The sequence below is a fragment of the Sphingomonas hylomeconis genome, from assembly GCF_025370105.1.
Classification (GTDB): Bacteria; Pseudomonadota; Alphaproteobacteria; order Sphingomonadales; family Sphingomonadaceae; genus Sphingomonas; species Sphingomonas hylomeconis.
In genome coordinates, this window is the sequence record NZ_JANQBK010000003.1 from 199,723 (window position 1) to 212,944 (window position 13,222).

Here is a 13,222-nt window from a genome sequence, read left to right on the forward strand (position 1 = left end):
GCAACCAATCCGTCACCCCGGCCTTGAGCCGGGGTCCCGCTTCTTACTGCCGCCGGGAGGAAGCGGGACCCCGGGGCAAGCCCGGGGTGACGATGGAGGAGGGGCCGACGCCAACGAAAAAGGGCCCGGCATTGCTGCCGGGCCCTTCTTGCAACGCTCAAGCCTAGGCTCAGTCGCGATCAGTGTTCAGAAACGCCGGGGCGAACTCAGGCTCGGCCTCGGTCTTGCTTTCCGCACGCGCCGGACGATCACCGCCATCGCGACGCGGGCCACGCCCGCCATCGCCGTCGCGACGCGGCCCACGCGGGCCACGATCGGCGCCGCCGTCACCACGACCGCCGCCGCCTTCGCCACGGGGCCCACGGCCGCCATCGCCATCACGACGCGGACGATCGCCGCGCGGACGGTCGCCGCCTTCGCGCGGTTCGCGTGCCGGGCGCGTGTCTTCCAGCGCTTCGCCGGTTTCCTGGTTCACGACGCGCATCGACAGGCGCACCTTGCCGCGCGGGTCGATCTCGAGGACCTTGACCTTTACTTCCTGGCCTTCCGAGAGGACGTCGCTGACCTTCTCGGTGCGCTCGTTGCGGATTTCCGACACGTGCACCAGGCCGTCCTTGCCGCCCATGAAGTTCACGAACGCGCCGAAATCGACCAGGTTGACGACCTTGCCGTCATAGACCTTGCCGACTTCCGCTTCCTCGACCAGGCCCTTGATCCACTTCACCGCCGCTTCGATCTGCGCCGGATCCGACGAGCTGACCTTGATCACGCCCTCGTCGTCGATATCCACCTTGGCGCCGGTCTGCGCGACGATCTCGCGGATCACCTTGCCGCCGGTGCCGATCACTTCGCGGATCTTCGACTTGTCGATCGAGAAGGTCTCGATGCGCGGGGCATGGGCCGACAGCTCTTCACGCGTGTGATCGAGCGCCTTGGCCATTTCGCCCAGGATGTGCGCGCGGCCTTCCTTGGCCTGCTCGAGCGCCTTGCGCATGATTTCTTCGGTGATGCCGGCGATCTTGATGTCCATCTGCATCGTGGTGATGCCCTCGGACGTGCCGGCGACCTTGAAGTCCATGTCGCCGAGGTGATCCTCGTCGCCCAGGATGTCCGACAGAACCGCGAAGTTCTTGCCCTCAAGGATCAAGCCCATCGCGATGCCCGAGACCGGGCGCTTCAGCGGCACGCCGGCATCCATCATCGACAGCGAACCGCCGCACACCGTCGCCATCGACGACGAGCCGTTGCTCTCGGTGATGTCGGAGAGGACGCGGATCGTGTACGGGAACTCTTCCTTCGACGGCAGCACCGGGTGCAGCGCGCGCCAGGCGAGCTTGCCGTGGCCGACTTCGCGGCGACCCGGCGCACCGAAGCGACCGACTTCACCGACCGAATAGGGCGGGAAGTTGTAGTGCAGCATGAAGTTTTCGTAGCTCAGGCCGTTCAGGCCGTCGATCATCTGCTCGGCGTCGCGCGTGCCGAGCGTGGTGGTGCAGATCGACTGCGTCTCGCCGCGCGTGAACAGCGCCGAGCCGTGCGTGCGCGGCAGGAAGTGCACCATCGCCTCGATCGGGCGGATCTGCGTGGTGGTGCGGCCGTCGATGCGCTTGCCGTCCTTGAGGATCGCGCCGCGGACGATTTCAGCCTCGAGCTTCTTCATCAGCTTGCCGGCGGCCATCTGGTCCTGCGGCGTCGCATCGGCGAACGCGGTCTTGCCCTTGGCGCGTGCGGCGTTGAGCAGGTCCGACCGCTTGGACTTGTCGGTCACCTTGTAGGCGGCCGTGATGTCCTTGCCGATCAGCTTCTTGAGCTTGTCCTTGGCGGCGGTGAGATCCGCCTGCTCGGCCATTTCCCACGGATCCTTGGCAGCCTGCTCGGCCAGATCGATGATCAGGTTGGCGGCCTCGCGGCAGGCCTTGTGGGCGAACTGCACGGCGCCCAGCATGACCTCTTCCGAGAGCTCCTTGGCTTCGGATTCGACCATCATCACGGCGTTGCCGGTGGCGGCGACGACGAGATCGAGCTCGCCTTCCTTGACCTGCTCCAGCGTCGGATTGAGGATATACTCACCGTCGATATAGCCGACGCGCGCGGCGCCGATCGGGCCCATGAAGGGAACGCCCGAGATGGTCAGCGCAGCCGATGCTGCGACCATTGCCAGCATGTCCGGCTCGTTCTCGCCGTCATAGCTGAGCACCTGGCAGATCACGTTGATCTCGTTGTAGAAGCCTTCCGGGAACAGCGGGCGGATCGGGCGATCGATCAGGCGGCTGGTCAGCGTCTCCTTTTCGGTCGCGCCGCGCTCACGCTTGAAGAAGCCACCGGGGATGCGGCCGGCTGCGGAATACTTTTCCTGATAGTGAACGGTGAGGGGGAAGAAGTCCTGGCCTTCCTTCACGGTGCGTGCGGCCGTCACGGCGCAGAGCACGACGGTTTCACCGAGGGTTGCGAGCACGGCGCCATTGGCCTGGCGGGCAACGCGGCCGGTTTCCAGCGTCAGCGTCTTGCCACCCCATTGGGTGCTTACGGTCTTGGTATCGAACATGATGTTTCCTTCAACACCATCCGCCAGATGCGGATGGGGCCTATCTGCGGACTAGCCGGTCCGCGCGGTTTCGGGCCTGTCGTGGCCCTGCTTGGCCATGCCGCCGAATTGCGAGCGTGGCGAAAGGGGATATGAAAACGGCGCCCGAGGGCGCCGTTTTGTTGCTTGCCCGGTTACTTGCGCAACCCGAGCTTGGCGATGAGATCGAGGTAGCGCTGGCCTTCGGTCTTGCGAAGATAGTCCAGCAGCGAACGACGCTTGTTGACCATCATCAGCAGCCCGCGGCGCGAATGATTGTCCTTCTTGTGCGTCTTGAAATGCTCGGTCAGGTTGCGGATGCGCTCGGTGAGGATCGCGACCTGGACTTCGGTGGAACCGGTATCGCCTTCGGCGCGGCCGTGATCCTTGACCAGTGCGTCCTTGCGCTCTGCGGTAATCGTCATACGTCTTCGTCCTTCGACATCATTGGCTATAGATTGAAGCCACGAACGACGCGGACCTCGCGGTCCTGAACCGCTACCAGCGCGACCGGATCTTGATCCAGCAGCGCAAAATAGTGGCCATCGTCTGCGGCGATCCCGATCAACACCCGCCCCTGTCGGAGCAGCCCTGCCTGATCGGGGGTAAGAGGAAGGGCCGGGATGTCGTCCAGCGCCGCCCTCAAGGGCAGGAGTTTGTCTTCTAACGCGCGGGCCTTACCGCTTTCGGCCAGAATGTCCAGCGATATCGCGGAATCGAGCGTGAACGGGCCGGCCTTGGTACGCCGCAGCATGGTGACATGGCCGACCGTGCCGAGTGCGATCGCGATGTCGCGCGCGAGGCTGCGGATATAGGTGCCCTTGGAGACATGGGCGGTGAGCGTGACGCTGTCCATCGTCGCTCCAGCCGTCGCCGGGGCGACGGTCAGCGCATGGATCGTCACCGCCCGGCTCGCCAGGACGACGTCTTCGCCCGCCCGCGCCAGATCATAGGCGCGCTGGCCGTCGACCTTCAGCGCGGAATAGGCCGGCGGCACCTGCGCGATCGGCCCGGTGAAGCGCGGCAGCACCGCCTCGATCTCCGACACGGTCGGCCGCACACTGCTGGTGGCGATTTCCACACCTTCCAGATCGAGCGTATCGGTCTGCACGCCGAACCCGATGGTGAACTCGTACACCTTGTCGCTGTCCAGCATGCGTCCAGCGAGCTTGGTCGCCTCGCCGACCGCAATCGGCAGCACGCCGGTGGCGAGCGGATCGAGCGTGCCGCCATGGCCGACCTTGAACTTGCCATAGCCGCCGTCGCGCAGCGCGCGCTTCACCGCGGACACGCCCTGCGTCGAGCCAAGCCCCAGGGGCTTGTCGAGAATGATCCAGCCATGCATCGATTATGCTCCGGCGCCGGCCGCGAGCGCTTCGTTGAAGTGGCGGCGACACAGCGCGACATAGCGGTCGTTGCCGCCGATCTCGGTCTGCCGGCCTTCGGCGATCGGCATGCCCGTGGCATCGACGCGCAGGTTCATCGTCGCCTTGCGCCCGCACATGCAGACGGATTTGATCTCGATCAGCGAATCGGCGATCGCCAGCAGGCGCGCCGAGCCTTCGAACAGCCGGCCCTGGAAATCGGTGCGCAGGCCGTAGGCAAGCACGGGAATGCCCTGCACGTCGGCCAATAGCGCAAGCTGATCGACCTGCGCGGCGGTGAGGAACTGCGCCTCGTCCACCAGCACGCAGGCGGGGGGCGCCTCGCCCTCGCGGTGCACGATCGCGACCAGATCGGTGTCGCGCTCGAACGCGATCGCATCGGCGCCGAGCCCGATCCGCGAGGTGACCGTGCCAGGCGCGAAGCGATCGTCGATTGCCGCGGTGAACAAAACGGTGCGCATGCCGCGCTCGCGATAGTTGAAATCGGCCTGCAACAGGTTGGTCGATTTGCCGGCATTCATGCTGGCATAATAGAAATAGAGCTTGGCCATCAGCCCTGCGCGGCGTCCGCATCATCCGCCGGGCCGAGATCGCGCGCGACCTTGGGATCCTTCAACAGCTTCTCGATATGGCTGCCCTCGTCGAAACTCTCGTCGACCAGGAATTTGAGCTTGGCGGCATATTTCATGCTGATGCGGTGCGCGCATTCGCGCTGCAGATAGGCGGTGTTGGTGCGCAGCGCCTTCAGCACCGCTTCCTCGTCCTTGCCGAGCAGCGGCTTCACGAACACGGTGGCATGGCGCAGATCGGGCGACATGCGCACTTCGGTGACGGTGACCATGTGCTTGGCCAGCGTCTCGTCATGCACGTCGCCGCGCGCGAGAATGTCGCTCAGCGTGTGGCGCATCTGCTCGCCGACGCGCAACAGGCGGACGACGCGGGATTCGGGGGTGTCGTTGGGGCGCATTCTTATTTCCTTACACCTCTCCCGGCGGGAGAGGGAGGGGCCCATCGCAAAGCGATGGGAGGGTGAGGGCGACCGGATCGCCGTGACCCCCACCCCACGCCCCCTAGCGGCGCGACCCCCCCCCCCCGGGGGGTGCGGGTGGGGCCCAGCGCAACGCGCGGGGTGGGGGCGGGCGACCGGATCGCCGTCACCCTCACCCCTCGCCGCTTCGCGGCTCGACCCTCTCCCGCCGGGAGAGGGCTAGGTGCTTACAGCGTGCGTTCGCGCAGTTCGACTTCGAACGTTTCGAGGAAGTCGCCCGGCTTGATGTCGACGAAGTTCGACGTGAACGTCACGCCGCACTCGAGACCGGCGCGCACTTCTGCGACATCGTCCTTGAAGCGGCGCAGCGAGGCGATCTCGCCCTGGTAGATGATGACATCCGCCCGGGTGATACGCGCCTTGAGCGCCTTGCGGATGATGCCCTCGGTGACGAGCAGACCGGCCGCCTTGCCGTGCTTGCCGGCCGAGAAGACATCGCGGATTTCGGCGCGGCCGACGACCGTTTCGAATGCCTCGGGGCCAAGCTCGCCTGCCATGCCGGCGCGGATCTCGTCGGTCAGCGTGTAGATCACGTCGTAATATTTGAACGCGACCTTCTGCCGTTCGGCGATCTCGCGGGCCTTGGCGTTCGGACGGACGTTGAAGCCGATGATCGGCGCACCGCTGGCACCCGCCAGCGTCACGTCGCTCTCGGTGATCCCGCCAACGCCCGAATGCAGCACGCGGGCCTTGATCAGATCGGTCGAGATCTTGTTGATCGCGTTGACGATCGCCTCGACCGAACCCTGCGTATCGGCCTTCACCACCAGCGGATATTCGATCGCCTGCTTTTCCTTGAGCGCACTGAACATGCTCTCGAGGCTGGCAGGACCGGTCGAGGTCCGCTTGCTGGTCATCACGCCCTGGCGATATTCCGCCACTTCGCGCGCACGCGCTTCGCTCTCGACCACCGACAGCGGATCGCCCGCCCGCGGCACGCCCGACAGGCCGAGCACTTCGATCGGCATCGAGGGGCCGGCTTCCTTGATCTGCTGACCCTTGTCGTTGGTCATCGCGCGAACCTTGCCGCTCTCGCCGCCGACGACGAAGATGTCGCCGACCTTGAGCGTGCCGCGGTTGACCAGGATCGTGGCGACGGGGCCGCGACCCTTGTCGAGCTTGGCCTCGATCACGGTGCCTTCGGCGGCGCGATCGGGGTTGGCCTTCAGTTCGAGCAGTTCGGCCTGGAGCTGGATCTTCTCGATCAGTTCGTCGAGCCCGGTCTTCTGCAGCGCGGAGACTTCCACGTCCTGCACGTCACCGGACATTTCCTCGACGATCACCTCATACTGCAGCAGTTCCTCGCGAACCTTCTGCGGATTGGCGCCGTGCTTGTCGACCTTGTTGATCGCCACGATCATCGGCACGCCGGCCGCCTTGGTGTGGTTGATCGCCTCGATCGTCTGCGGCTTGATGCTATCGTCCGCCGCCACGACCAGCACGACGATATCCGTCACGTTGGCGCCGCGCTGGCGCATTTCGGTGAACGCTTCGTGGCCCGGCGTGTCGAGGAAGGTGATCTTCGACTTGTCCTTCAGCGTGACCTGATAGGCGCCGATATGCTGCGTGATGCCGCCGGCTTCGCCGCGCACCACGTCGGTGCCGCGCAGCGCGTCGAGCAGCGAGGTCTTGCCATGATCGACATGGCCCATGATCGTGACGACCGGCGGACGCGGGATAGCATTCTCATCCGCCTCGACATCACCCTCGATCGCCAAATCGACGTCCGAATCGCTGACGCGAACGATGTTGTGGCCGAATTCGGTGACGAGCAGTTCAGCCGTATCCTGATCGATCGTCTCGGTCAGCGTGACGGGCATGCCCAGCTTGAACAGCGTCTTGACCAGATCGGCGCCCTTCTCGGCCATGCGGATGGCGAGTTCCTGGACGGTGATCGCCTCCGGAACGGCAACGTCGCGGATCTGCTTGGGCTGTACCTCGCGCGGCCCGCCCATGCGGCGGTTTTCCTTCTCGCGCGCACGCTTGAGCGCGGCGAGGCTGCGGGCGCGTGCGCCATCGCCGTCGTTGAGCGCGCGATTGACCGTCAGCTTGCCGCCGCGACGCTCGTCGCTGGTGCGGCCACGCGTCGGCTGCGGACGTTGCAGCGTCTCGCCGGCGCGCTTGATCGGGCTGCTCGGGCTGGCCGGTGCCGATGTCGCGTTCGTGCTGGTCGGCTGTGCGACCGGCTCGGGCGCGGCAACCGGGGCCGGCGCGGGCTTGGGACGCTCGGGGCGCGGTACCGGCGTGAAGCGGCGCGGGGCCGGCATGCTCGGGTCGAGCCCGAACGCGGTCAGCACCGGCGGTGCCGGTGGCGCTACCGGGGCAGGGGCAGGGGTGGGAGCCGCAACCGGCGCAGGGGCCGGAGCGGGTGTTGGCGTTACGGGTGCCGCGGGCGCAGCAGTAACGGCGGGCGTTGCCGGCGGCGCAGCGGCCGGCGCGGCAGGCTCCGGCGCAGCAACGGGTGCCGGTGCCACAGCTTCGGGCTGCGGAGCAGGCTCGGGTGCGGCGGGCGAATCGGCAGCGTCACCGGCGCGGCGCGCTTCCTCGGCACGGCGGCGCGCTTCTTCGGCGGCTTCGAGACGCTCGCGCTCTTCGCGACGGCGCGTTTCTTCCTGCGCGTTCATGCGCGCTTCGTCCGCTTCGCGCAGCAGCTTGGTCTGCAGTTCCTGGCGGGACAGCAGCGAATTTGCCGGCGAAACCGGGGCCGGCGCGGGGCGCGGCGGTGCCGCGGGCGCAGGGGCGGCAACCGGGGCGGGGGCCGCCTGTTCGACGACGGGCGCTTCGGGTGCGGCGCCAGGCGCCAGAATGCGACGCCGCTTCACCTCCACCACCACGGTGTTGGAGCGGCCATGGCTGAAGCTCTGCTTCACCTGGCCGGTCTCGACCGTACGCTTCACCCCAAGCGGTGCGCGCATGCCAAGTTTCGGCTTTTCGTTGTCGGTATCGCTCACTCGAATTCCTCGTAACTGTCGTCGGCCGGATCGGTATTCAGGTCATCGCCGTCATTTTGGGACGCCGATGCGCCCTGCGAGGCCGTTTCGCAAGGCGGGAGGATTGGGTCAGGGCCGATGAAATGCAGCCAGCGGTCGAGCGTTTCACGCACCCGCCTTGCCGCATCGGGATCAGTCAGGCCGATATGTACCACATTCTGCCTGCCCAGTGCCACGGCCAATATGGTGCGGGGGACCGGCAGAACCAACCCCCTGCGATCGCTTCCTTCTTCGTCGTTGCCGACGCGCCAGGCCTGATCGAGTTTGCGGTTGCCGTCCGCCCCCGCATCGCAGGCGTGAAGCAGCAGATGCAGCTTGCCCGAGCGCGCCGCCGTCTCGATCTTCTCGGCGCCGCTGAACAGCCCGCCCGAGCGCGATTCGAGCCCGAGCCGGTCGAGCGCCGCGCGTTCGAGCGCGGTTTCGATCAGCTGCGGCAGATCGTCGGGAATGGCGATCGGGCCGGTCTTAAACGCACGGGCGAGCGCGCCTTTCAGCTTGCCCTTCTTTATCGCGACGTCGAGTTCGGCCTTGGTCACGCCGATCCACGCACCGCGGCCGGGCGCCTTGGCGCGGACGTCGGGGAATACGGCGCCGTCCGGGCTGAGCGCGAGTCGCACCAGCGCCTCGCGCGGCGCGCGTTCGCCGAGCAGGATGCAGCGGCGGATCGGTTCCTTCGATTCGCGCGAACGGGCGCGCGTGTCGGGGCGGGGTTCTGCGGGGGTGGTCATGCGGCGCTCTCCTCACACCCTGCCGTCACCCCGGACTTGTTCCGGGGTCCACCGTGCCGCACATTCATCGGCCGGCGAGTCCGCAGCGCAGTGGACCCCGGAACCAGTCCGGGGTGACGATGGGGGAGGGGGCGGTGAGAGAGCGTGCGCCTTGCGTCTATATCCTGGCGAGCGCGTTCAATGGCCGGCTGTATGTTGGCGTGACTTCCAACCTTGTCGGCCGCCTCATGCAACACCGCGAGGGCACGTTCGACGGGTTCACCAAGCGCTGGAATATCAAACGACTCGTCTGGTACGAAATGGGCGACACCATGGAGGTGGTCATCGCCAGCGAGAAGCGCATCAAGAAATGGCGTCGCGACTGGAAGATGAATCTGATCGAGCGCGATAATCCGCATTGGGACGACCTTGCCGTGGCGCTGGGACTGCCGCCGCTCCCCTAGAGTCCCGACGTCACCCCGGACGTGTTCCGGGGTCCACCGTGCCGCAAAATCGGCATGCGTCGGACGCGCGGCTCCGTGGACCCCGGAACGAGTCCGGGGTGACGGCAAGGTTGAGGCGGCGTGTAGCGCTAGCGTATCATTGCGAGGATTCCGCATGAGCGTCCTCCTGCGGTTTCGGCTGCCCGGAAGGAGCGGGGCGGTCGGCGATCAACTGACCGCCGGCGCCGTAATTCTCCGTGCTGACTTCCTCGATCACGATCTGCACCGCTGCCGGGTCCTTGCCCAGGCGCGCGACCAGGCTGGCGGTCACGTCGGCGACGATCCCGGCCTTCTGCTCCTTGGTCGCGGAGCCCGCCATGCGGATGCTGACGAACGGCATCAGGCCTGCTCATCCTCGAACCAGTGCGCACGCGCGGCCATGATGATCTCGTTGCCCTGCTCGTCCGACAGGCCGTATTCGCCGAGCACGCCGCCCTTGTCCTCGGGGCGCTTATTGTCCGATTCGGCGCGGCGGCGCTGTTCCTGGCGCTTTTTCTGCACCAGTTCGTCGGTCGCCAGATCGGCGAGATCGTCGAGCGTCAGGATACCGGCCTTGCCGAGCGTGACGAGCATCGCTTCGTTGAGGTGCGGCAGCGCGGCAAGCTCGTCGGCCACGCCCATGCCGCGGCGCAGTTCGCGATTGGCTTCCTCGCGGCGCTCGAGCGCTTCGGTCGCGCGGCTCTGCAGTTCGACCGCGAGATCCTCGTCAAAGCCTTCGATCGAGGCGATTTCCTGCACCTCGACATAGGCGACCTCTTCCAGCGCGCCGAAGCCTTCGGCGACGAGCAGCTGGGCGAGCGTCTCGTCGACGTCGAGTTCGGTCTGGAACATCTCGGTGCGCTCGGCGAATTCCTTCTGGCGCTTCTCCGAGGCATCGGCCTCGGTCAGGATGTCGATCGCCTTGCCGGTCAGCTGGCTGGCGAGGCGCACGTTCTGGCCACGGCGACCGATCGCCAGGCTGAGCTGATCGTCCGGCACGACGACCTCGATCCGCTCTTCTTCCTCGTCGATCACGACGCGCGACACCGAGGCCGGCTGCAGCGCGTTGACGACGAACGTCGCGATGTCCGGCGACCAGGGGATGATGTCGATCTTCTCGCCCTGCATTTCCTGCACGACGGCCTGGACGCGGCTGCCCTTCATGCCGACGCACGCGCCGACCGGGTCGATCGAGCTGTCATGGCTGATGACGCCGATCTTGGCGCGCGATCCCGGATCGCGCGCGGCGGCCTTGATCTCGATGATGCCGTCGTAGATTTCGGGCACTTCCTGCGCGAACAGCTTCTTCATGAAATCGGGGTGCGCGCGGCTGAGGAAGATCTGCGGGCCACGGTTCTCGCGGCGCACGTTGAGGATCAGCGAGCGGATGCGATCGTTGACGCGCACCACTTCGCGCGGGATCTGCGCGTCGCGGCGGATGACACCTTCGGCGCGGCCGAGATCGACCACGACATGGCCGAACTCGACGCGCTTGACCACGCCGGTGATGATTTCACCCATGCGGTCCTTGAATTCCTCGAACTGGCGATCGCGCTCGGCGTCGCGCACCTTCTGGAAGATCACCTGCTTGGCGGCCTGCGCGGCGATGCGGCCGAATTCGATCGGCGGCAGCGGATCGACGATATAATCGCCGACGACCGCGCCCTTCTGCAGCTTCTCGGCTTCCTTGAGGTTCACCTGCTTGAAGTAATCGTCGACCTGCTCGACCACCTCGACGACGCGCCACAGGCGCAGATCGCCGGTCGTGCCGTCGAGCTTGGCGCGGATGTCGTTCTCGGCGCCGTAACGCGAGCGCGCGGCGCGCTGGATCGCGTCCTCCATCGCCTCGATCACGATCGCCTTGTCGATCATCTTCTCGGTCGCGACGGCATTCGCGATCGCGAGCAGCTCGGCCTTGTTGGCGGAAACGGCGCTGAGAGCCATGATTTATCCTTCTTGCCTGATGGTGGCGCTGGTCGGCGCCGCGTCGTCGTCAATGTCGGTCTCTAGATCGTCGGTGTCGTCGATGTCGTCGTCATCGCTGTCGTCGACCAGCTCTTCCTCGTCCACGCCGTCGATATCGAGCGGGCGGGTCGCGGCGAGCAGCCGGTCGGTGAACAGCAGCTTCGCATCGGCGACCTGGTCGAACCCGATCGTCATCTCTTGATGCTTGTTGACCGCGATGGTGATGCGATCACCCTCGACGCCGACAAGATCGCCGGTGAGCTGCTTGCGGCCCTCGACCGGGGCGGTCAGCACGATGCGCGCCTCATGCCCGGCCCAGTCGGCGAAGTCCGACAGGCGGGTGAGCGGCCGATCGATCCCGGGCGAGGAGACTTCGAGCCGATATTCGCTCTCGATCGGATCCTCGGCGTCCATCACGTCGGAGATGCGCCGCGACAGATCGGCGCAATCGTCGATCGTCAGCTGGCGCGTGTCGGGTCGCTCGGCCATGACCTGCAGCGTGATGTCGCCGGCCCCGCCGAACAGCTTCACGCGCACGAGATCGAAGCCCAAGGCTTCTGCTTCGGGGGCGATCAGCGCGGTCAGTTTGGCGATATCGGCCAAGGGTGTTCCAGACATGGGTTGTTGCCGCCGGAACCGGGTGGCTCCAGCCTCTTCACCTGACGATGTAGAGAATGTGGCCATGATATAGTCCGATGGCATGGCGGTGGCAAGCGGGCTCGTGAGGTAGGCACAGGCGTGCCTTCAACGGCGATCGTCATCCTGAACTTGTTTCAGGATCCATCGGGCGGCTAGCCTCTCAACTAGAGGCTCAAGCGCTGACCTGCCGGCACAATGGATCCTGAATCGAGTTCAGGATGACGGTGGTATTGTGTGCACAAGGCCCCGCACGGAACAACTGCCGGGTGACGAGGGTATGACGTGGAACAGTTTGGGAGAAGTACGATGAAGGCTCGTTTCCTGCTCGCGGCATCGCTGTTCGGCACCGCTTGTTCCGCCGCGCCGGTCGATACGCCGGCATCCGCCGCCAAACCGTTCGTCGAAACCGTCGTCGCCGATTTCACGTCGCCCTGGGCGATGACCTTCCTGCCCGACGGCCGCATGCTGGTGACCGAAAAGGCCGGGCAGATGCTGCTCGTCGCCAGGGACGGCAAATCGTCGCGCAAGATTGCCGACGTGGCGGTCGATTCGGCCGGGCAGGGCGGGTTGATGGACGTCGTGCCCGCGCCCGGCTTCGCTGAGAACAAACAGGTCTATTTCAGCTATTCGGCGGCCGGGCCGGGCGGCAAGGGCGTGGTTCTGGCCCGCGGCCAGTTGACCGGGGCGGCCGGTGCCGAGACGCTGTCCGGCGTTCAGGAACTGTTCCGCGCCAGCCAGTTCGTCGAGGGCAATGGCCATTATTCCGGCCGCATCGCCTTCTCGCCCGACGGCAAATATCTGTTCTTCACCAATGGCGAGCGGCAGAAATTCACCCCCGCACAGGATCCCAAATCGACGCTCGGCAAGGTGCTGCGGCTGACGCTGGACGGCAAACCGGCGGCCGGCAACCCGCTCGCCGCGCAGGGCTTCCATCCCGCGATCTGGTCGTATGGCCACCGCAACCTGCTCGGCATCGCGTTCGACCGCGCGGGCAATCTGTGGGAGCAGGAAATGGGCCCGAAGGGTGGCGACGAGGTCAATCTGGTCCAGCCGGGCAAGAATTACGGTTGGCCCAAGGCCTCGAACGGCAGCCATTATGACGGGCGCGACATTCCCGATCACGCGTCGGGCGACGGCTATGAAGCGCCCAAGGTGTGGTGGAACCCGGTCATCTCCCCCGGTGGGCTGATGATCTATTCGGGCAAGATGTTCCCGCAGTGGCAGGGGGATGCGTTCATCGGCGGCCTGTCGAGCAAGGCGCTGATCCGCGTCGATCTCGACGGTGCCTCGGCGCGCAAGGGCGACCAATGGGCGATGGGGGCGCGCATCCGTGAAGTCGAGCAGGGCCCCGATGGCGCGATCTGGCTGCTCGAGGATGGCGGCGATTCGCAAGGCCGGCTGATCCGGCTGTCGGCGCCGAAATAACGCGCTAATCCGCCCACC

General features: G+C 66.1%; 12 protein-coding genes. 2 read left to right on the forward strand and 10 right to left on the reverse strand.

Annotation, left to right across the window (positions count from 1 at the left end; all coding sequences use genetic code 11):
• Positions 1–169 precede the first annotated feature (169 nt).
• The 7 genes from pnp to NV401_RS04790 all read right to left on the reverse strand — a co-directional run bounded on the left by pnp (position 170) and on the right by NV401_RS04790 (position 8,714).
• Positions 170–2,545 (reverse strand): polyribonucleotide nucleotidyltransferase, encoded by a 2,376-nt coding sequence (gene pnp / locus NV401_RS04760; protein WP_261293248.1) that lies wholly within the window; start codon positions 2,543–2,545, stop codon positions 170–172.
• Between the two features lie 173 nt (positions 2,546–2,718).
• A complete protein-coding gene (gene rpsO, locus NV401_RS04765) occupies positions 2,719–2,988 on the reverse strand; it encodes a 30S ribosomal protein S15 (protein WP_261293249.1) in 270 nt (89 codons plus the stop codon).
• Between the two features lie 26 nt (positions 2,989–3,014).
• Complete coding sequence (gene truB / locus NV401_RS04770; protein WP_261293250.1) at positions 3,015–3,908, reverse strand: tRNA pseudouridine(55) synthase TruB; 894 nt, start codon at positions 3,906–3,908, stop codon at positions 3,015–3,017.
• Between the two features lie 3 nt (positions 3,909–3,911).
• The gene (locus NV401_RS04775) at positions 3,912–4,499 is read right to left on the reverse strand and encodes a thymidine kinase (RefSeq protein ID WP_261293251.1); all 588 of its coding nucleotides are present in this window, start codon (positions 4,497–4,499) and stop codon (positions 3,912–3,914) included.
• Positions 4,499–4,915: a 30S ribosome-binding factor RbfA gene (rbfA, locus tag NV401_RS04780; protein ID WP_261293252.1), complete on the reverse strand. Its 417-nt coding sequence runs from the start codon at positions 4,913–4,915 to the stop codon at positions 4,499–4,501. The genes NV401_RS04775 and rbfA overlap by 1 nt, the downstream gene beginning before the upstream one ends.
• A 248-nt stretch (positions 4,916–5,163) precedes the next feature.
• Entirely contained in the window at positions 5,164–7,947 is a 2,784-nt protein-coding gene (gene infB, locus NV401_RS04785) for a translation initiation factor IF-2 (RefSeq protein WP_261293253.1), read from the reverse strand.
• A complete protein-coding gene (locus tag NV401_RS04790; protein ID WP_261293254.1) occupies positions 7,944–8,714 on the reverse strand; it encodes a DUF448 domain-containing protein in 771 nt (256 codons plus the stop codon). The genes infB and NV401_RS04790 overlap by 4 nt, the downstream gene beginning before the upstream one ends.
• 119 nt (positions 8,715–8,833) lie before the next feature.
• Here NV401_RS04790 and NV401_RS04795 point away from each other — a divergent pair, with 119 nt between their 5' ends.
• Positions 8,834–9,157, forward strand: coding sequence for a GIY-YIG nuclease family protein (locus tag NV401_RS04795; protein WP_261293575.1), 324 nt, complete (start codon positions 8,834–8,836; stop codon positions 9,155–9,157).
• Positions 9,158–9,293: 136 nt separating this feature from the next.
• On the opposite strand, the gene NV401_RS04800 is transcribed toward NV401_RS04795, so the two are convergent.
• From NV401_RS04800 to rimP, 3 genes are read right to left on the reverse strand one after another with little or no spacing between them, the layout of a single operon-like run.
• Positions 9,294–9,536 carry a tautomerase family protein gene (locus NV401_RS04800; RefSeq protein ID WP_261293255.1) on the reverse strand — a complete coding sequence of 81 codons (243 nt, stop codon included), beginning with the start codon at positions 9,534–9,536 and terminating at the stop codon, positions 9,294–9,296.
• Positions 9,536–11,119 carry a transcription termination factor NusA gene (gene nusA, locus NV401_RS04805; protein ID WP_261293256.1) on the reverse strand — a complete coding sequence of 528 codons (1,584 nt, stop codon included), beginning with the start codon at positions 11,117–11,119 and terminating at the stop codon, positions 9,536–9,538. The genes NV401_RS04800 and nusA overlap by 1 nt, the downstream gene beginning before the upstream one ends.
• Positions 11,120–11,122: 3 nt before the next feature.
• A complete protein-coding gene (rimP, locus tag NV401_RS04810; RefSeq protein WP_261293576.1) occupies positions 11,123–11,743 on the reverse strand; it encodes a ribosome maturation protein RimP in 621 nt (206 codons plus the stop codon).
• A gap of 342 nt (positions 11,744–12,085) precedes the next feature.
• Between rimP and NV401_RS04815 the strand changes: the two genes are divergently transcribed.
• Positions 12,086–13,204: a PQQ-dependent sugar dehydrogenase gene (locus tag NV401_RS04815; protein WP_261293257.1), complete on the forward strand. Its 1,119-nt coding sequence runs from the start codon at positions 12,086–12,088 to the stop codon at positions 13,202–13,204.
• Positions 13,205–13,222 lie beyond the last annotated feature (18 nt).